Source organism: Trichococcus flocculiformis (assembly GCF_963662535.1).
Classification (GTDB): Bacteria; Bacillota; Bacilli; order Lactobacillales; family Aerococcaceae; genus Trichococcus; species Trichococcus flocculiformis.
The window spans coordinates 1,080,599-1,099,246 of the sequence record NZ_OY759718.1; the positions used below are offsets into that span (position 1 = coordinate 1,080,599).

The window sequence follows — 18,648 nt, forward strand, 5'->3', positions numbered from 1 at the left end:
GCAATACGCAACACAAAATAAATACATTATAAAGGAGAAACACAAAATGAGAGCAAAATACCTTGGCACAGCACTATTATCCACAGCAACAGTCCTGACTTTAGCAGCCTGCGGTTCATCCGGTGGCGCCTCTTCTCCAGACTACGAATTGACGGATGTATCCTTCCCATTGGAAGAGACCGTCAGCTTGAAAATGTCCACTTCCAGTTCTCCGTTGGCTCCGGCCGATCCGAACGAAAAGCTGATTTTCCAACGTTTGGAAGAACAATCCGGCGTCAATATCGAATGGAAAAATTATTCTTCTGACTATATCGAAAAACGGAATCTGGACATTTCCAGCGGCGACTTGCCGGATGCCATGTGGAACGCTGGCGCGAGTGACTATGATCTGCTCTCATGGGCAGAAGACGGCATCATCATTCCTTTGGAAGATTTGATCAATGAACACATGCCGAACTTCAAAAAAGTATTGGACGAAAATCCGGAATATTTGGCCATGATCACTGCACCAGACGGCCATATCTACTCACTGCCATGGATCGAAGAGTTGGGCCAGGATAAAGAGTCCATCCATACGGTAAACGATATCCCTTGGATCAATGTCGACTGGCTGGAAGCTTTAGGCTTGGAGATGCCGCAAACGACGGATGAATTGATGGTTGTATTGGAAGCATTCAAAACTCAAGACCCGAACGGCAACGGCGAAGCCGATGAAATCCCGATTTCTTTCATCAACGATGGCGGGAATGAAGACATGAAGTTCCTCTTCGGCGCATTCGGAATCGGCGACAATGATGATCACTTGGTCGTAAATGATGACGGCACGATCGACTTCACGGCCGACAACGAAGAATTCAAAAACGGTGTCGCTTATTTCAATGAAATGTACAACAAAGAGCTGATCGATGTGGAAGCTTTCGAACAGGATTGGAATGCTTACGTGGCGAAAGGGAAAGAGCAATTGTTCGGTGTGTACTTCACATGGGATAAAGCGAATGTTTCCGGAGCGAACGATTCCTATGAGCCACTGCCTGCATTGGCTGGTCCAAGTGGAGAAAAACATGTTACGCGTACGAACGGCTTCGGATTCAGCCGCGACCGTTTCGTCATCACCAGCGCCAACAAAAATCTGGAGTTGACTGCCAAATGGGTAGATCAGATGTATGTGCCGATCCAATCTGTACAGAATAACTGGGGTACATATGGGGATGAAACGCAACAAAATATCTTTGAATATGTAGAAGCAACTGATTCGTTGAAACACTTGCCTTTGGAAGGCACAGCACCGGGCGAATTGCGTCAAAAAACCGAAGCTGGCGGACCGTTGGCAATTTTGGACGACTACTACGGAACTGTGACGACAATGCCGGATGATGCACAATGGCGTTTGGATATCTTCAAAGACACTTACTTGGCTGATGTTCATAATCAATTCAATTATCCTCGTGTATTCTTGTCATTGGAACAGGCTGACCGGATCGCTCAGATTGAAGCCGATTTGATGCCGTTCGTAAGCAGAAAACGTGCGGAATGGATCGCAAACGGCAAAGTTGCCGAAGAGTGGGATGCTTACTTGGAAGAACTGAACCGTCTGGGACTGGAAGAATGGATGCAGATCAAACAAGAAGCTTATGATACATATTTATCAAACAACAACTAACCATATAGAATATTAACCAAATCTAAGAAATGAGGGGTAGCGTGAGTATACAAAGTCAAACAGCCTATTCAACAGAGCGGGCCAACCGATACATAGCAGAAAATAAAGGGTCGGTGAATCCTCTTTACCGGAATCACTATCATGCATCACCGCCAGTGGGCTGGATGAACGATCCAAACGGCTTCGTCCAGTTCCAAGGGGCGTATCACCTGTTTTATCAATTCCATCCGTATGATGCGAAATGGGGCCCGATGCACTGGGGCCACATGAAGTCGACGGACTTGATCCATTGGGAAGACTTGCCTGTCGCTTTGGCGCCGGATCAAGCGTATGACCGATTCGGCTGCTTCTCAGGAAGCGCCATCGAACGAGACGGGAAATTGTATCTGCTGTATACAGGCGTAACCGAAGCCAACGAAGAAGGCGTGCATCACCAGGTGCAGTGTCTGGCGGTGTCGGAGGATGGGCTGCACTTCGATAAAGTGCAGCAAAATCCGGTCATCCCGGTTGCGGCTTTGCCGGCAGACGCTTCCCAGATCGATTTCCGGGACCCTAAAGTTTTTGAACACGAAGGCATGTACTACACGGTAGTCGCCTCCAAGGCTGGCGACGAGACAGGGCAAATTTTGCTTTACCAATCTGCTGACTTGGTGGAATGGGAGTTTGCCTCCGTCTTCCTGAAGGGGAACAAAGAGCAAGGGATCATGTGGGAATGCCCGGATTTCTTCCGCTTGAATGGGAAAGATTGCTTGATCTTCTCGCCGATGCAATGGCCACAGGACGGGGACGACTATCAGAATCTGAATGCCTCGGTCTTGGCTGTCGGCGAAGTGGATTGGGCGACGAAACAGTTCCACCCGGAAAGTTATCAGGAATTGGATCACGGTTTGGACTATTATGCTCCTCAAAGCCTGGAGGATGACAAAGGCAGAAGAATCTGTATCGGCTGGATGCAGATGTGGGGAAGAAATTTCCCGACAGATACGCTGGGCCACAACTGGACAGGATCAATGACGATTCCGAGGGAGTTGAAATGGGAAGACGGCAAGTTGAAGCAATATCCGATCGGTATCGAAGCCATTGCCGACAATCAGGGAGAAAACAGCCCGGTGATCACAATGGTGGATACTAAAGAATCAATCCCAGGCATCGCAGGGGACTGCGGATTGCTGACACTGAAAGTGGATACGTCCGGATTGGAAAAACTGTCCATCCATCTGCGTGAGAACGAGAACGAAAGAACCGTAGTCTACTATGATAAAGCAAAGAATGAATTAGGAATCGATCGATCTGCAAGCGGCATCGAACTGAAAGGGGAGGAAGCACATCCTCCCGTCAGCCGGAAAGTCGCGTTGTCCGGAAAGAGCGATCATCTTGAACTCGCCATTTACCTGGACAGTTCGTCGGTTGAAGTGTTTGAGAAAAATGGTGAAGTAGTCATGACTTCAAACGTATATCCAACCGCGGAAGCAAAAGGCATTTCGTTTGAATGCAGCGGCAAAGCGGTATTTGAGGAAGCGACTTTTACGCCCTTTATCTGATCGGGAATTCAGGTTTTTTGGAACAAATAACTGCAACCGAAAGGAGACGTTATGCGGAGAGTTTATACTATTGGAGAAATACTGATTGATTTTTTCCCGAGTGAAATCGGGGTGCCCTTGAAGGAGGTTTCCGGTTTCACGAAGCAACCGGGAGGCGCGCCTGCTAATGTTGCGGTGACGGTTAGCCGCCTAGGCGGGAACGCGAGCTTCATCGGTAAAGTGGGTCAGGATGCCTTCGGGGATTATTTGACTGATGTGCTCAAACAGAATCAGGTGGACACCCATCACCTGTTTCGGACCACTGAGGCAAACACGGCGCTGGCGTTTGTGTCGCTCCAGGAAAATGGGGAGCGTGAATTCAGTTTCTACCGCAATCCCAGCGCGGATATGTTGTTGAACAAGGAAGAACTGAATGAGCTTGTTTTCACCGCTGCAGATATCCTGCATTTTTGCTCGGTCGATCTGATCGAAGCACCCGTAAAGTATGCGCATCTTGCCGCTTTGGAAAAAATGCAGCAGGCCGGCGGAACGATCGTTTTCGATCCGAATGTGCGCTTGAATCTCTGGCCGGATCCGGAAATGCTGAAGCAAACGATCCAGGAATTCCTGCCGTATGCTGACATCCTGAAAATCAGCGATGATGAATTGGCCTTCATTACGGGCATGGATTCGGAAGCGGATGGGATAGCAGCATTGCTGAAGACGGAACCGAAACTGCTGATCTTCACCAAAGGCAGCAAGGGAGCGGATCTGTACTTCAAAGGCGAGAAGACCAGCATTGAAGGGATCAGTGTCAAAGCAGTCGATACGACAGGGGCAGGCGACTCATTCATCGGGTCCTTCCTCTATCAGATCGCCGGCAAGGATGCTTGGGAAGACTGCACGTTGGATGAAATCCGCGAGATGGGCCTGTTCGCCAATCATGTGGCCGCATTGGTGACGACGCGACCGGGCGGCATGCAATCCATACCGACCTTGCAGGAAGTGTTACGTTCGGAAGGATAATTAATCAAAAAAACAGGGCATTATTCCTATGTGGATAGCCCTGTTTTTTGCGTGTTCACTTGGTGCTTACGGGTACTTGAATGTGTTTTTTCATATCTGGGTTCGATCGGAGATGGCTGGGTTGTTGGGGTTGTCCAATAACCGGGAAGAATCGGACAACGCGAGCAAGCATACGACATCCGCATCGCATTTGGTGCGCTACTTGTCGGATAACCGCATAGTATCCGACATCCGCATCGCATTTGGTGCAGTGCTTGTCGGATAACCGCAATGTATCCGACAACCTCACCGCATTTGGTGCACTGCTTGTCGGATTACTGCAAAGTATCCGACATCCGCATCGCATTAGGAGTCCTGCTTGTCCGATAACCGCAAAGAATCGGACAACGCGAGCATATCTCGAACATTTTCCGCCTCAAAAATAAGCAGTGTGGCTATCTCGAACTGAGACAACCACACTGCTTTCTTTTGTTGACATATCGGCAGTTCTGATGAATCCGTGCCTCGTATGCGAGCTGTTATGCTTCCAATATCTTCATGAATTCCGCACCGGTAATGGTCTCTTCGATCAGCAGGTGGTGGGACAGTTCATGCAGTTTCTCTCTGTTTTCGTTCAATATGGCAATGGCTTTCTCATGAGCCAGCTTGATGATGTCCAGCACTTCACGGTCGACCTGCTCGGCCATCCCGGCGGACACATTCATGGAAGTGTCGCCGCCCAAATATTTGTTCGTCTGGGTTTCAATCTGCATCATGTCGAACGTGTCGCTCATCCCGTAGCGCGTAATCATGGCGCGCGCCATTTTGGTCATCTGCTCGATATCATTCGAAGCGCCGGTCGTGATGCTGCCGAAGACGATCTCTTCGGCGGCGCGACCGCCTGCCAACGTCACGATTTTATTGAACAATTCTTGCTTCGTCATCAACGATTTTTCGCCTTCCTCGATCTGCATCGTATAGCCCAAAGCACCGGAAGTACGCGGAATGATCGTGATCTTGTGGACCGGCGCGGATTCCGTCTGTTTGGCTGCTACCAGCGCGTGGCCGATTTCATGGTAAGAGACGATTTCCTTTTCTTTCGGAGAAATGACCGCATTTTTGCGCTGGTACCCAGCAATGACAGTCTCAACAGACTCCTCCAGATCGCTTTGCGTAACGGCGCTGCGGCCTTCACGGACGGCGCGGAGACCGCCTTCGTTGATGATATTCGCCAATTCGGCACCGGAAGCACCGGAAGTGGCGCGGGCGATTGTGTTGTAATCAATATTTGGATCCATTTTGTAGTTCGTCGCATGCACTTTCAGAATGGCTTCGCGTCCTGCCAAGTCCGGCAGTTCAACCGGTACGCGACGGTCAAAACGACCCGGGCGCAGTAGGGCAGCGTCAAGGGACTCCGGACGGTTGGTGGCGGCCAAGAGGATGATGCCTTTGTTGGATTCAAATCCATCCATTTCCGCCAGCAGTTGGTTCAAAGTCTGTTCCCGCTCATCGTTCCCCCCACCGAAATTGCCGTTGTCGCGCTTTTTACCGATTGTGTCGATTTCATCAATGAAGACGATGCAGGGGGCTTTTTCGTTGGCTTCCTTGAACAGGTCGCGGACTTTCGCGGCACCGCGTCCGACGAACATCTCGACGAATTCGGAACCGGATATGCTGAAGAACGGCACATCGGCTTCGCCGGCGACAGCGCGGGCCAACAGGGTTTTACCGGTTCCGGGAGGTCCGACCAGCAGGATGCCCTTCGGATTCTTGGCACCGATATCCTGGTATTTTTTCGGTTGATGCAGGTAATCGACGACTTCACTGAGCGCTTCTTTGGCTTCGTCCTGTCCGGCGACATCCTTGAATGTTTTCGAATCGTCGGCCTTCACATAGACTTTGGCATTTGACTTGCCGAAGGACAACGCGCCACCGGCACCGCCGCCCATGCGTTTCGCCATCTGTTTCCCAAGCATGCTGCCCAATCCCCAGAACAGCAGGAGCGGTAAGACCCAAGAAACTAAGATCGAAAGGATCGGAGAGGCTTCAGTCGGAATGTCCTTGCTGAAAGTCACATCGGCTTCTTCCAAGCGGGTGACGAGTGTTGGATCATCGATCAGGCCGGTCATGTAGACCTTTTTGTCGCCCGCATCATCAGTCGCAACGAAAGTGATTTGGTTCTCTTCCAGTTTCACTTCGGATACATCGCCCGTCGACACTTGATTCAGGAACGTGCTGTAGGTCACTTCCTCCACGCTTCGGTTCAGGTAGCTAGGTAACGCGAAATAGTTCAGGAACATCAGGACGCTCAATGCCATCAACAAGTAATAGGCTGTCCTCCTGCGATTGTCGGGGTTTTCGTTGTTCAGATTCACATTCCACTTGCGGTTGTTTTTATTTTTATCATCTGCCATAAATGTTGAGTCAATCCTCTCTTTGTTGTTCATTCATTTCTTGTATCAAAAGCTGCAGTTCCTTGATGCCGACTGCGATTTTTTCAAGCCGCTCCTCGGACACGCCTTCCATCAGCAAGCAGTATTTATGTTCGATATCCTGCTCCATTTTTTGCAGGATCGCTTGGCCATTTGAGGTGAGTTTCAGTATGATGAAACGCTCGTCGTCCGCACGCCGTTCACGCGTCAGATAGCCTTGCTGTTCCAGTTTTTTGCAGAGGGTGGAGACGTTGCCGTTGTTCATATCCATCAGTTTCGCCAAACGGTTGAGCGACAGATCTTCGCTCAGTTTGATTTCCATCAAAATCCGCAATTGCAGCGGGGTGATGGGATAGTCTTTAGCGACCGGGCACATGACAAAATCCTTGGAAACTTGGATCGTCCGCATCAAATCCCAGATTTCTTTTTTCAAAAAAACAATTTTCATATTGAAATCCGCTCCTTTATCGGATAATAGTTGTGATGTAGAACTATTCTAAATCAAAACTATTTTTTGTGCAAGCGGTTCAACTTAGTCTTAAGCAATTCCTAAGAGATCCCTCTCGCTAGGAATGCTGTGAACCTACTATAAACCGTGAGTGTGAAGAAATCGTGAAGATGCTTGAAAGTATTCCATAAGAAATGTTTGCGGCGTGCGCCGGTTGCTAGGGACAGCGACTGGAAGTGGCTTCAGCTCCGGCGAGAGGCCGCTGCACGGAGGAGCGTACCAAAAAATAGCGCCAGCTCCGGATAGGCTCGCCTCGCCGAAGAAGAGCATTCAGAATGTGGGACGAACTCCGGCGAAGCCTTTGTTCACCGGAGGAAACAAAAAAGCAGCCACTCCTCGGAGGACAGCGACTGGAAGTGGCTTCAGCTCCGGCGAGGGGCCGCTGCACGGAGGAGCGTACCAAAAAATAGCGCCAGCTCCGGGAAAGCCCATCTCCCCGGAGGAGAACATTCAGAATGTGTGGGAACTCCGGCGAAGCCTTCGTTCACCGGAGTAAACAAAACACCGACGGTCAAGTCCGAAATCCTGTGTAAAATCACTTTGTAGTTCCTTTTTCTTGATACGTGTGTTTTTGTGCCAGGCGAGCCTGGCAGGACCCTCGGTTTAGGTAGGAATCAAAAACCGATTCCTACCTAAACCGAGCGTGCAATTGTTAAGTCCTCCCTACGATCGGATTTCCTGTCTTCATCAGGAATGTCCAACGGTTCTTTTCCCAGTCCTCATGGATATCCATCAGAACTGCGCCAATCAAGCGTTCCGCTGAGTCAGTATTCGGGAAAATCGAAACCACCTGTTCTCTTCGACGGATCTCGCGATTGACCCGTTCCAGGGAATTGGTTGTCCGCAGGGAAATGTGGTAGACTTCCGGTTCCTGAAGATACTGCATTGCGTCCATAAAGCCGCTGTCCAACGTCTCCAAGGCCTTGCTGAAGCGGTTCTCTCCACCGGTCAGCTCCTCGAATGCCTGACGGCTTTCCAACGCTTGCTGAAGGGTGTTGGCGCGGAAAATTTTCCGCAAGGCTTGACGCTGCTCTTCGCTATCTTTTTTCGGCATCACGTCCAGGATATTCCGGAGAAAATGGACCGTACACCGCTGCCAGGCTGCGCCCACAAACACTTCCTGAATGGCGGCTTTCAGGCCCTGATGGGCATCCGAAATCACCAGTTTAGGCTGCATCAATCCACGGTCCCGCAGATCCTGTAAGAAGGATCTCCAGGTCTCCTTGGATTCTTGATCCGATACTTTGAAACCAAGGATTTCCCGCTTGTTCAAATCATTGACGCCCTGGGCGATGTAGACGGCCTTGCTGATGACCCGGTGGTCTTCGCGCACCTTGATGTACATGGCATCGAAGTAGACATACCGAAAGGTATGCCCGGTCAAAGAGCGTTCCCGGAACTCCTTAAGCTCTGGATCCAGATGCTTCATTGCACTGGAGACAAACGATTTCGATACGGTTTCTCCGCACAATTGCTCCACGATTTTCGACACTTTCTTCGTGGAAACACCGTTGATCACAGCCTCCACCATGCTTAGCACGAAAGCCTGATCCATCCTGTTGTAACGCTTAAATAATTTAGTGGAGAAATCACCGTTGCGTGTACGGGGCACTTTTAAAGTGAGCCTTCCGATGGAAAGAGTGAAGTCCCGTTCGTAATAGCCATTGCGGTAATCTGTCCGGCTAATGGTCCGTTCGTACTGGCTGGCTCGGATGTGCTCGTCCCGCTCCGCTTCCATATAAGCGTTAAAAACCAGCACTGCCATTGACTTCATCATGCTGGTGATATTGCTGTTCAAAACTGCCTCTGTTAATTCTTCCATATTTATATTAATATTTAGTTGGGTCATATCCGTTCTCCTTTGCGATGTTGTGTGGTAACTACATTGTACCAAAGGTTTGGGTATGGCCTTTTCTTTTTACACAATTATACGGAAACAACTACACCGACCGTTCGACGGAGGACAGCGACTGGAAAGCACTTCAGCTCCGGCGAGGAGCCGCTGCACGGAGGAGCGTACCAAAAAATAGCGCCAGCTCCGGGAAAGCCCATCTCCCCGGAGGAGAGTATTCAGAATGTGGGGCGAACTCCGGCGAAGCCTCCGTTCATCGGAGGAAACAAAACACCGACCGTTCGACGGAGGACAGCGACTGGAAAGCATTTCAGCTCCGGCGAGGGGCCACTGCACGGAGGAGCGTTCCAAAAAATAGCGTCAGCTCCGGGAAAGCCCATCTCCCCGGAGGAGAACATTCAGAATGTGTGGGAACTCCGGCGAAGCCTCCGTTCACCGGAGGAAATGACAAATGGAGAGTGCTTCCTGTTGCCGTCACCGCTGTGTATAATGGAACAGAGAGATTGTAATCACGAATAAAGGAATGGTGACCAGTATGAAATCCTATAAATATATCCAAACGCCGCTCGGGAAGTACTTGTTGGCTGAGAACGGCAAGGGAATCACGTTTCTGGAACATGTTGCATCGGAACTGGATCCGCGCATCGAAAAGGAAATCGCGGCCGGAGAAATGGTGGAGGCGGATACTCCCTTGTTGCTGGAAGGGGAGCGCCAGCTGCAGGCGTATTTCAATGGAGAGCGAAAAGAATTCAATCTGCCGTTGGACGCAGCCGGGACGCCTTTCCAGTTGAAAGTCTGGGAAGCGTTGCGCCAAATTCCTTACGGCGAGACGCGCAGCTACAAGGATATCGCCATCGCTGTCGAAAATCCCAAAGGCGTCCGCGCCATCGGCATGGCCAACAACCGCAATCCGATTTCCATTATCACCCCTTGCCACCGCGTCATCGGCACAAGCGGCAAACTGGTGGGGTATGCCGGTGGGCTGTATCTGAAGGAATATTTGCTGAATCATGAGACAAAGGTTGCAATCGAGAACAGTTCGCTCTGAACGGATGTCGGAAATACAGGGAGCGGTGATTCTCAATTAGAGCATCTATTCTCAATAAGAGGAAAACGAATAGACTACGGTAAGGGCAAAGACATGACCTCGCTACAAGCAGTAAATTGAAATAAAGCCCGTCATATAATAGTCGATAAATTCAAAAAAGAGTCAGGAACAATAGTTTCCGACTCTTTTTTACTTTGCGCGTATGCACAAAATATCCAAACGGAGCTGGAGAAGAGCAACACTTGATTACGCAAAAAAACAGGTCTTCAATACTGTTGTTTGTATCCGTTATTATCATAACTCAAACCTATGATTTGGATAAAAATGATTGATTGGATATTTGGTCTACCAGAATTTATACTTCAGATATCAAGTTGAGTAATGAGCAATCGATAGAACTGCAGTCTATAAAAACTCATTGCTAAAAGGATTCAACTGGATGATCACAGATCCGTGGATATTTGAAAACGCAAACATTTGGAGGGACGACATGCTAAAAGAACTACAATGCAGCATCTATCGCGGCGGCACGAGCAAAGGTGCATTCGTAATGGAAGAAGATTTACCGGAAAATAAAGAGGAACGTGACCAGATCCTGTTGAAAATTATGGGCAGCCCTGATCAACGTCAAATTGATGGTTTGGGTGGGGCGGTCTCCACGACCAGCAAAGTCGCAATCATTTCGAAAGAAACAACAGAAGATTGGGATGTTAATTATACATTTGCCCAAGTTCAGATTGATAAACCGTTTGTCTCCTATGCAGGAAACTGCGGGAATATTTCATCAGCTGTCGGGGTTTTTGCTCTTGAGAATGACCTAGTGGAAATTAGCGCGCCGATAACGACTGTCAGGGTATATAATACAAACACAAAGAAAATCATTCACGAACATATTCCTACGCCTAACGGAGAGATTACTTATGAAGGCGACTTCAGTATTTCAGGTGTACCCGGAACGGGCTCGAAGATCGAACTGGAGTTTTTGAATCCGGAAGGTTCCTTCACCGGCAAGTTGTTGCCGACAGGGCAAACCAAAGACACGCTGAAAATCGCTGATTACGGCGATGTCGAAGTATCGATCGTCGATGCGGCAAACCCGCTCGTGTATGTCAAAGCAGAAGCTATCGGTTTTGCAGGAACAGAGACGGCCGCCATGATCGATGCCGACCCGGCCAATCTGGTACTGTTGGAAAAAATCAGAGGGGAAGCGGCCGTCAAAATGGGCTTGGCCGATAGTTGGGAAGAAGCCGCTACAGTCACACCGGGAGTACCAAAGATGACGATCGTGTCAGCAGCACAGGATTTCATTACGGACAGCGGCAAAGAAATACATGCAGCTGAATACGATCTTTCCATCCGGATGATGAGCATGCAAAAAGCCCACAAAACCATCGCTTTGACGGGTGCTTTGTGCACAGCCGCAGCCTGCGCAATCCCGGGAACAATCCCGAATGAAGTATTGGGGAACGAAAACGTCAAGAACGAGCTCGTGCTTGGCCACAGCGACGGCCTCATTTCCGTAGCCATGAAGTACAAGAACGAAGATGGAAAAACCAAAATTGAATCCGTATCAAGCCACCGGACCGCGAGAAAGATCATGGTCGGTACAGTCTTCTATACACAAGGATAGAAATAACATAAAGAATAGGAAGTGTGAAAATGTTAGCATTGTTAGGCTATGGGATGATTGTTACCTTCATGGTTTTGTTATTGGCCAAGAAAATGTCACCTTTTGCAGCATTAATTTTAGTTCCCGTCGTTTTTGGTTTAGCTGCAGCATTTATAAGTGGAACCCCACTTTTGGAAGTATTTGATTGGATTTTTGGAGGGTTGTATTACTCGCTGGATGAGAACAAGACACTTATCGGTAAAGGTGTAGCTCCAACAATCACGTTATTGCTGTTCGCCATCCTTTACTTCTCGGTCATGTTGGATGTCGGTCTATTCGACCCCTTGGCTACGAAGATGATCAAATGGGCAAAAGGCGATCCAATGAAAATCTGTGTCGCTACTGGTGTCATCTCTTTAATCGTTTCGCTGGATGGTGACGGGACAACGACTGTGTTGATCGTAACGACAGCGGTTCTGACGCTTTTCAAAAAAATGAAGATGAACCAGCTTTACTTGGCGGTAATCATCGGATTCAGCAACTCGGTCATGAACTTGGTCCCTTGGAGTGGCCCGATGGCGCGTGCAATGCCGGTGCTGAACTTGACACCGAAGGAATTCTTCGTACCCGTAATCCCGGGGATGATCGGCGCAACATTCCTGGCGTTGTATATGTGCTACTACTACGGTAAAAAAGAGCGCGCTCGACTGGGCTATACAGCCGAGGGAGGCATCATCCATGACAGCGACTTGGAACATATCATTAAAGAAATCAATGAAAAAGATGCCTATTTGAAACGTCCTAAATTGATTTGGTTCAACTTTATTCTTACAGCGGCAATCATGACAATGTTGATCATGGACATCATCAATGGCGGTATCCTCTTCGTACTTGGTACAGCCATCGCTTTGCTGGTCAACTACAGACAGTTGAATCTGCAATCTTCCCGTTTGATCGCAAATGGCGGAGAAGCATTAGGTCCGGTAAGTTTGGTTTATGGAGCCGGTATCATCATGGGTGTCCTGAACGGCAGCGGCATGAGTGAAGCCATCGCACAACAAATGGCTGGTATGATTCCGGAAACGATGGGAGCTTACATTCCATTATTCCTGGCTTTGATTTCTTTACCAGGGTTGTTCTTCTTACCAAATGACGCTTTCTATTTCGGGATCCTACCGGTATTGGCCCCGATCGCTTATCAATACGGTGCAACACCGACTGAAATCGGTGTCGCTTCCTTGATGGGTCAAGCCATCCGATTTGCAAGTCCGCTAGTGGCTTTCCTTTATGTTTTGGTTGACAGAACCGAAGTCAGCTTTGGTGATTACTCAAAAGAATACATGAGATGGGGTCTTCCGAGCTTCGCGATTCAAACCATCATCGCTATTCTGATCGGTGCGATCCCTTTGCCTTTCTTGTTCAATTAAGCATCAAACGACTTCCCGGCAAAGATCGATCAAAGTTCTGATATAAGGAGGCAATTTTCGCCCTTTGCGGTAAGCCACAATCATATCCGCATAATGCGGCTTGCCCTCGAAAGAGAAGAAGCGCGGCGCATTGCCGAATTTCAAGTGACGGATATGGGTCTCGTTCAAGAAGGAGATGCCATATCCCGTCATCGTCAGATTGACGGCCGTCTCGATATTGCGTGTGTGCGTCACTTTATAAGGAACAAAATGCTGCTCCGCAAAGATCGCTTCGGCGATCTGGCCGGTGCGCTGATCCGGGAAATGCAGAATGAACCGGTCTTTTTTGAACAGATGCAGGTCGATGGAAGGATAGCTGCTGTTCGGATTGGGCAAGCCTTGGTTGATGCAGGGATGTCCTGAGGGCACAGCCAAAAGGATCTCTTCCGACTTGATGACCTCGTAGTCCAGATTCAACGCATGGTGAGGCATGTTCATGATGGCGATGTCCGCCTCCCCATTGTTGATCTTTTCTTCAACGATCTTGGATGATTCCTCGATCAGCTCGACTTCGATGTTCGGATAGATTTCATTGAACTTCGGCAAGATATCCGGAGCCAGGTAGGAACCGCGCATGAATGGGATGGAGACGCGCAGACGACCGATTTTGTTGTCCAGAATATGCGCAGCTTCATCGTAGAAGTTTTCGCGCATACGCAAAATTTCAATCCCGGCAGCCAGAAAACGTTCGCCCAGGAAAGTCAGTTCATATTTTTTCCCGATCTGATTGAAGACTGTGAATCCTAAACGGGCCTGCATATTTTTGATGTACATGCTCAATGAAGGTTGCGAAATGTAAAGCGATTCCGCTGCCCGCGTCAAATTGCCGCAGTCATGGATGGCCTTCACGTATTCGATGTCTTTCATTTCCACAAAATCATCCCCTTATCATAAGTTTTGATTATGATTTACATAAATAATATATATTTCATTTATGTTAATTATAGGGATACAATCACATTAAGTAAATACAAGAATTCAAAAACTGGAGAGGTAAAATACTATGAACAGCAAGAAGAATGCAATCAGAACCATCACCACAAATGGTCAGGAGTACAAGTATTATGATCTGAAATCACTGGAAAACGAACAAGTGACGATCGCGAAATTGCCGTATTCCATCCGTGTCTTATTGGAAAACTTGTTGCGTCAAGCAGACGGCAAAGTCATCACGGAGCACCATGTCGGATCCCTGGCTAACTGGAAACCGGTCAATGAAGTGAAAACGGAGATTCCTTTCAAACCATCCCGCGTTATCCTGCAGGACTTGACCGGCGGAGCGGCAATCGTGGATTTGGCGGCCTTGCGTTATGTCACAGACAAATTGGGCAAGGATTCGTCGATCATCAATCCGGATATCCCAGTGGATTTGGTCATCGACCACTCGGTTCAAGTCGATTATTCGGGGTTCAATGATGCCTTCAGAATGAACGCGGAAATCGAGTTCGATCGCAACCGCGAACGTTATGAATTCTTCAGCTGGGCGGAAAAATCATTTGATTCCTTCAGTGTGGTGCCGCCAGCGACAGGCATTGTCCATCAGGTGAATTTGGAATATTTGGCTGATGTGGTCAAGGAAGCCGAAGCCGATGGGGAAACCATCCTCTACCCGGATACTTTAGTGGGAACCGATTCGCACACGACGATGATCAATGCTTTGGGTGTCCTAGGTTGGGGAGTCGGCGGCATCGAAGCCGAGGCAGGCATGCTGGGTCAACCGTGCTACCTGCAACTGCCGGATGTCGTTGGCGTCCGCTTCACAGGCAAGATGCAAAATGGTGCAACCGCGACTGATCTGGCTTTAAAAATGACCCAGGTATTGCGTGAGCAAAAAGTGGTCGGAAAGTTCGTCGAATATTTCGGCGACGGCCTGAAAAACCTGACGATCGCAGACAGATCGGTCATCGCCAATATGGCGCCGGAATACGGAGCGACTTGCGGCTTCTTCCCGGTCGATGACGAAACATTGGGCTATCTGCGCTTCACCGGCAGAGAAGATGCCAAAGTGGACAGAATCGAAGCTTATGTCAAAGCGAACCATCTTTTCTATAATGATGCAATCGAACCGGAATATTCCGAACTGATCGAAATCGACCTTTCAACAGTAGAACCAAGCTTGGCCGGTCCAAAAAGACCGCAGGATTTGGTGAAACTGTCTGATGTCAGCCAGAAATTCAAAGAGGCGTACGCCGCACCAATGGGAAATCAAGGCTATGGGCTGGATGCAGCCGATATCGACAACAAAGTGACGATCACCTATGAAGACGGCTATCAAGAAGAAATGGAAAACGGAGCGGTATCGATCGCAGCCATCACAAGCTGCACGAATACAAGCAACCCGTACTTGATGCTCAGCGCGGCTTTGTTGGCTAAAAATGCAGTCGAAAAAGGCCTGACCGTCAAACGCTACGTCAAAACCTCCATGTCGCCGGGATCGAAAGTGACGGCGCGTTATTATGAAAAATCCGGCTTATTGCCTTACCTGGAAGCATTGGGATTCAACATCATCGGCTACGGCTGCATGACGTGCGTTGGGAACTCCGGACCACTGAGACCGGAAGTCAGCGAAGCGGCCAAAGAGGGCAACATCCTGCTTTCGGCAGTATTGAGCGGTAACCGCAACTTTGAAGGACGCATCCATGCGGAAGTCAAAGCCGGCTACCTGGCGGCGCCGCACTTGGTCATCGCCTACGCCTTGGCGGGCAACGTCAAAGTGAACCTGGCCACCGATCCGATCGGCACCGACAAAGAAGGCCAGCCTGTCTATTTCAAGGACATTTTACCGAGCAACGAAGAAGTCCAAAAAGTCGTGAACGAATCCGTTCTGGCGGATATGTTCAAAGAAGAATACCGTTCTGTATTCGATTCAAACGACTTGTGGAATAAAATTGAATCTGCAGATAAACCTGTCTACGATTGGGATGCCGATTCGACTTATATCGCAAATCCGCCATACTTCGAAAACTTCCAATTGGAGACAGAGCCGATCACGACGCTGAAAGGATTGCGCGTTTTAGGGAAGTTCCAGGATTCGATCACAACCGACCACATTTCACCAGTTGGAGCCATCGCAATGAAGTCTCCGGCCGGGAAATATCTGATGGAGCATGGCGTGAAACCGAAGGACTTCAATTCATACGGAAGCCGCAGAGGACACCATGAAGTGATGGTGCGCGGTACCTTCTCGAATATCCGCCTGAGAAACGCTTTAGCTGACGGACTGGAGGGTGGATTCACCAAATACATCCCGACCAACGAAATCATGCCGATATTCGATGCCAGCGTGAAATACAAAGAAGATGGCACCGGTTTGGTCATCCTGGCCGGAGACGACTATGGGATGGGATCTTCCCGTGACTGGGCAGCAAAAGGCGCCCGACTGTTGGGTGTCGATGCGGTCATCGCGAAGAGCTTCGAACGGATCCACCGCTCGAACTTGATCATGGTAGGTGCGCTTCCGCTGGAATTCCTAAAAGGCGAAGATGCGGACACGTTAGGATTGACAGGATTGGAAGAGTACGCGATCGCGATCACGGATGAAGTAAAACCGAATGAAGTGATCACTGTCACAGCTCGAGCAGCGGATGGAACGGAAAAAACGTTCCAGGCCATCGCAAGGCTGGATTCTGAGATCGAGATCGACTACTACCGCAACAAGGGGATTTTGCCGATGGTACTCAGAAACAAGATCAAATAAGCTTTTCTTCATATACTATTTCGAGTAAAACGATAAATAGAAGAAGCCGGCCCCGACTCCGGCTTCCAGAATACGCAAAAAGCAGGCCCGTAACAGCCTGCTTTTTGTGTATTAAACTGAAAAAGAGGCAACCTCACATTTTTGAGTGAGGTTGCCTCTTTTGTCATTCCACATACATAGATAATTTCTTCTCGATGCGTGTCTGGAAAGCGGCGAAGACGCTGCAGACTGCCCAGTAGATGAGCGCGACCAGGATGTACATCGTCATGTAGTCGAACTCGCGGCCGCCGACGATCTTTGCGTTCTGGAACATTTCCGGAACGGTGATCATCGCCGCCAAAGATGAACCTTTGATCAGATCCAACAGCACGTTGCTCATCGGCGGAATGGCAATCCGCAATGCTTGCGGCACGATGACTTTGCGCATGATGAACGACCATTTCAGCCCCAACGCATACGCCGCTTCCCATTGGCCGTGATTGACGGAATTCAATGAGGAGCGGATGATTTCCGCACTGTAGGCAGCTGAGCTCATGCTGAAGCCGATGATGGCCGCCATGACGGCAGTGAATTGGATGCCGACGAACGGAAAGCCGAAGTAAAGCAGGAACAAAATGACCAAAGTGGGGGTTCCCCTCATGAAGGAGATGTAGAGCCGTGCCAGCCAGCGAAGTGGGTTCAACTTGGCCAGCTGCAGGAGAGCAAGGAAAAAGCCAAGCAGCGTGCCGTTCACCATGCTGGTCAACGCGATTCCAAGTGTATAGCCCATCCCTTTCAGGACGTACGGGAGGCTTTCCAGAGCCAATTCCGGATTGAAGATATACTGCCATTGGATGCCTGACATGTCTTGTCCACCTTCCTTTTTTGCGTCTTTATTCTATCTATCTATTCTACGTCGCTTACGTCGATCACTGGGAAATCATATTCGATCTGGACAGTCACATCCGCACCGTCGTAGAACTGTTTCGACAATTCCGCCAAAGTGCCGTCAGCACGCATTTCATCCAAAGCTTCGTTGAATTTATCAGTCAATTCGTCATTGCCTTTTTTGATGGAGAAATTAGTTTCGGACGGATTGTAGAAAATGTCATGCACTTTAACAGGTATATCAGGTAAAGCGGCAGTCGCCAATTTCTGTGCGTAGTAGTCGTTCAGGATCACGTCGGTCCGTCCGTTCGCTACATCCGAAAGGTACATATCGTTTGTCGCGTTGTCGTAGATTTTCTCTTCTGCGCCGAAGTAACGGGCGACTTTCATGTAAGTTGTCGTTGCCGCACCGGCAGCGATTTTGCCTTTCAAATCTTCCAACGTTTCGATGCCGGAATTATCGGATTCGCGGACAACCATGGCACCGAATGAATATTTGTAAGGAGTCGTGTAATTGTATTTGTCGGCATTTTCGCCATTGCGGTCGATCCCGAATGCTGCAACATCCACTGCGCCGCTGTTGACGGAAGTCAGCATGCCATCCACGCCCATTTCCGTGAATTCCACTTCCACGCCGATGCGTTCAGCGACTTCGCGGAGGATTTCAACCTCGTAACCAGTCAGTTCATCAGTTTCCTTGTCGTGATAAGAATTAGGGAAAAGCGTTCCGGAAGTGGCTGCCTTCAGCACGCCGGCTTCCTCAATCTTGTCCCAGCCTGTTTCTGAATCAGTTGACACCGCTGTATCAGTAGCGCTGCTGTCGGCTGTTTCGCCGCTCCCGCAGGCCGCCAAAGTCAAACCTAGTAATGCTGTCAAACCGCCAAATAAAACTTTCTTTTTCTTTGCCATCCGTGAAACCTCTCCTTTTTCCTCGAATAAGAACTAGACATAAGATAGCACGTATCCGCGCTGAAAGCAACCGTT

The 18,648-nt window shown here is 49.2% G+C and carries 14 protein-coding genes; 8 read left to right on the top strand and 6 right to left on the bottom strand.

Annotated elements, in window-relative coordinates:
- The first annotated feature begins 46 nt into the window (after positions 1-46).
- From ACKPCD_RS05430 to ACKPCD_RS05445, 4 genes are all read left to right on the top strand, one after another.
- Positions 47-1,660 (top strand): ABC transporter substrate-binding protein, encoded by a 1,614-nt coding sequence (locus ACKPCD_RS05430; protein WP_321434241.1) that lies wholly within the window; start codon positions 47-49, stop codon positions 1,658-1,660.
- Between the two features lie 41 nt (positions 1,661-1,701).
- The gene (locus tag ACKPCD_RS05435; protein WP_321434242.1) at positions 1,702-3,201 is read left to right on the top strand and encodes a glycoside hydrolase family 32 protein; all 1,500 of its coding nucleotides are present in this window, start codon (positions 1,702-1,704) and stop codon (positions 3,199-3,201) included.
- Between the two features lie 51 nt (positions 3,202-3,252).
- Positions 3,253-4,206: a carbohydrate kinase family protein gene (locus tag ACKPCD_RS05440; protein ID WP_321434243.1), complete on the top strand. Its 954-nt coding sequence runs from the start codon at positions 3,253-3,255 to the stop codon at positions 4,204-4,206.
- Positions 4,207-4,318: 112 nt separating this feature from the next.
- Positions 4,319-4,471 carry a hypothetical protein gene (locus ACKPCD_RS05445; protein ID WP_179193120.1) on the top strand — a complete coding sequence of 51 codons (153 nt, stop codon included), beginning with the start codon at positions 4,319-4,321 and terminating at the stop codon, positions 4,469-4,471.
- 253 nt (positions 4,472-4,724) lie between these two features.
- Here the strand turns inward: ACKPCD_RS05445 and ftsH are convergent, their stop codons facing one another.
- From ftsH to ACKPCD_RS05460, 3 genes are all read right to left on the bottom strand, one after another.
- Complete coding sequence (ftsH, locus tag ACKPCD_RS05450) at positions 4,725-6,599, bottom strand: ATP-dependent zinc metalloprotease FtsH (RefSeq protein ID WP_321434244.1); 1,875 nt, start codon at positions 6,597-6,599, stop codon at positions 4,725-4,727.
- Positions 6,600-6,609: 10 nt separating this feature from the next.
- On the bottom strand, positions 6,610-7,065 hold the full coding sequence (locus ACKPCD_RS05455; protein ID WP_321434245.1) for a MarR family winged helix-turn-helix transcriptional regulator: 456 nt from the start codon (positions 7,063-7,065) through the stop codon (positions 6,610-6,612).
- A gap of 712 nt (positions 7,066-7,777) precedes the next feature.
- Complete coding sequence (locus ACKPCD_RS05460; RefSeq protein ID WP_321434246.1) at positions 7,778-8,974, bottom strand: IS256 family transposase; 1,197 nt, start codon at positions 8,972-8,974, stop codon at positions 7,778-7,780.
- A gap of 538 nt (positions 8,975-9,512) precedes the next feature.
- Here ACKPCD_RS05460 and ACKPCD_RS05465 point away from each other — a divergent pair.
- The 3 genes from ACKPCD_RS05465 to ACKPCD_RS05475 all read left to right on the top strand — a co-directional run bounded on the left by ACKPCD_RS05465 (position 9,513) and on the right by ACKPCD_RS05475 (position 13,061).
- A complete protein-coding gene (locus ACKPCD_RS05465) occupies positions 9,513-10,025 on the top strand; it encodes a methylated-DNA--[protein]-cysteine S-methyltransferase (protein WP_321434247.1) in 513 nt (170 codons plus the stop codon).
- Between the two features lie 490 nt (positions 10,026-10,515).
- Entirely contained in the window at positions 10,516-11,655 is a 1,140-nt protein-coding gene (locus ACKPCD_RS05470; protein WP_321434248.1) for a 2-methylaconitate cis-trans isomerase PrpF family protein, read from the top strand.
- A gap of 29 nt (positions 11,656-11,684) precedes the next feature.
- A complete protein-coding gene (locus ACKPCD_RS05475) occupies positions 11,685-13,061 on the top strand; it encodes a CitMHS family transporter (RefSeq protein WP_321434249.1) in 1,377 nt (458 codons plus the stop codon).
- A gap of 3 nt (positions 13,062-13,064) precedes the next feature.
- Here the strand turns inward: ACKPCD_RS05475 and ACKPCD_RS05480 are convergent, their stop codons facing one another.
- On the bottom strand, positions 13,065-13,967 hold the full coding sequence (locus tag ACKPCD_RS05480; RefSeq protein WP_321434542.1) for a LysR family transcriptional regulator: 903 nt from the start codon (positions 13,965-13,967) through the stop codon (positions 13,065-13,067).
- A 136-nt stretch (positions 13,968-14,103) separates the two neighbouring features.
- Between ACKPCD_RS05480 and acnA the strand changes: the two genes are divergently transcribed.
- On the top strand, positions 14,104-16,797 hold the full coding sequence (acnA, locus tag ACKPCD_RS05485; RefSeq protein ID WP_321434250.1) for an aconitate hydratase AcnA: 2,694 nt from the start codon (positions 14,104-14,106) through the stop codon (positions 16,795-16,797).
- Positions 16,798-16,960: 163 nt separating this feature from the next.
- On the opposite strand, the gene ACKPCD_RS05490 is transcribed toward acnA, so the two are convergent.
- Together ACKPCD_RS05490 and ACKPCD_RS05495 are read right to left on the bottom strand one after the other, a co-directional pair.
- Entirely contained in the window at positions 16,961-17,641 is a 681-nt protein-coding gene (locus ACKPCD_RS05490) for an amino acid ABC transporter permease (RefSeq protein ID WP_321434251.1), read from the bottom strand.
- A gap of 41 nt (positions 17,642-17,682) precedes the next feature.
- Complete coding sequence (locus ACKPCD_RS05495) at positions 17,683-18,573, bottom strand: transporter substrate-binding domain-containing protein (protein WP_321434252.1); 891 nt, start codon at positions 18,571-18,573, stop codon at positions 17,683-17,685.
- Positions 18,574-18,648 lie beyond the last annotated feature (75 nt).

Bases quoted from the DNA above. Each gene is read 5' to 3' on its own strand.
- ACKPCD_RS05490 (WP_321434251.1), bottom strand. From the start codon at position 17,641: ATGTCAGGCATCCAATGGCAGTATATCTTCAATCCGGAATTGGCTCTG.
- ACKPCD_RS05465 (WP_321434247.1), top strand. From the start codon at position 9,513: ATGAAATCCTATAAATATATCCAAACGCCGCTCGGGAAGTACTTGTTG.
- ACKPCD_RS05445 (WP_179193120.1), top strand. From the start codon at position 4,319: ATGGCTGGGTTGTTGGGGTTGTCCAATAACCGGGAAGAATCGGACAAC.
- ftsH (WP_321434244.1), bottom strand. From the start codon at position 6,599: ATGGCAGATGATAAAAATAAAAACAACCGCAAGTGGAATGTGAATCTG.
- ACKPCD_RS05430 (WP_321434241.1), top strand. From the start codon at position 47: ATGAGAGCAAAATACCTTGGCACAGCACTATTATCCACAGCAACAGTC.
- ACKPCD_RS05455 (WP_321434245.1), bottom strand. From the start codon at position 7,065: ATGAAAATTGTTTTTTTGAAAAAAGAAATCTGGGATTTGATGCGGACG.
- ACKPCD_RS05460 (WP_321434246.1), bottom strand. From the start codon at position 8,974: ATGACCCAACTAAATATTAATATAAATATGGAAGAATTAACAGAGGCA.
- ACKPCD_RS05440 (WP_321434243.1), top strand. From the start codon at position 3,253: ATGCGGAGAGTTTATACTATTGGAGAAATACTGATTGATTTTTTCCCG.
- ACKPCD_RS05470 (WP_321434248.1), top strand. From the start codon at position 10,516: ATGCTAAAAGAACTACAATGCAGCATCTATCGCGGCGGCACGAGCAAA.
- ACKPCD_RS05475 (WP_321434249.1), top strand. From the start codon at position 11,685: ATGTTAGCATTGTTAGGCTATGGGATGATTGTTACCTTCATGGTTTTG.
- acnA (WP_321434250.1), top strand. From the start codon at position 14,104: ATGAACAGCAAGAAGAATGCAATCAGAACCATCACCACAAATGGTCAG.
- ACKPCD_RS05495 (WP_321434252.1), bottom strand. From the start codon at position 18,573: ATGGCAAAGAAAAAGAAAGTTTTATTTGGCGGTTTGACAGCATTACTA.
- ACKPCD_RS05480 (WP_321434542.1), bottom strand. From the start codon at position 13,967: ATGAAAGACATCGAATACGTGAAGGCCATCCATGACTGCGGCAATTTG.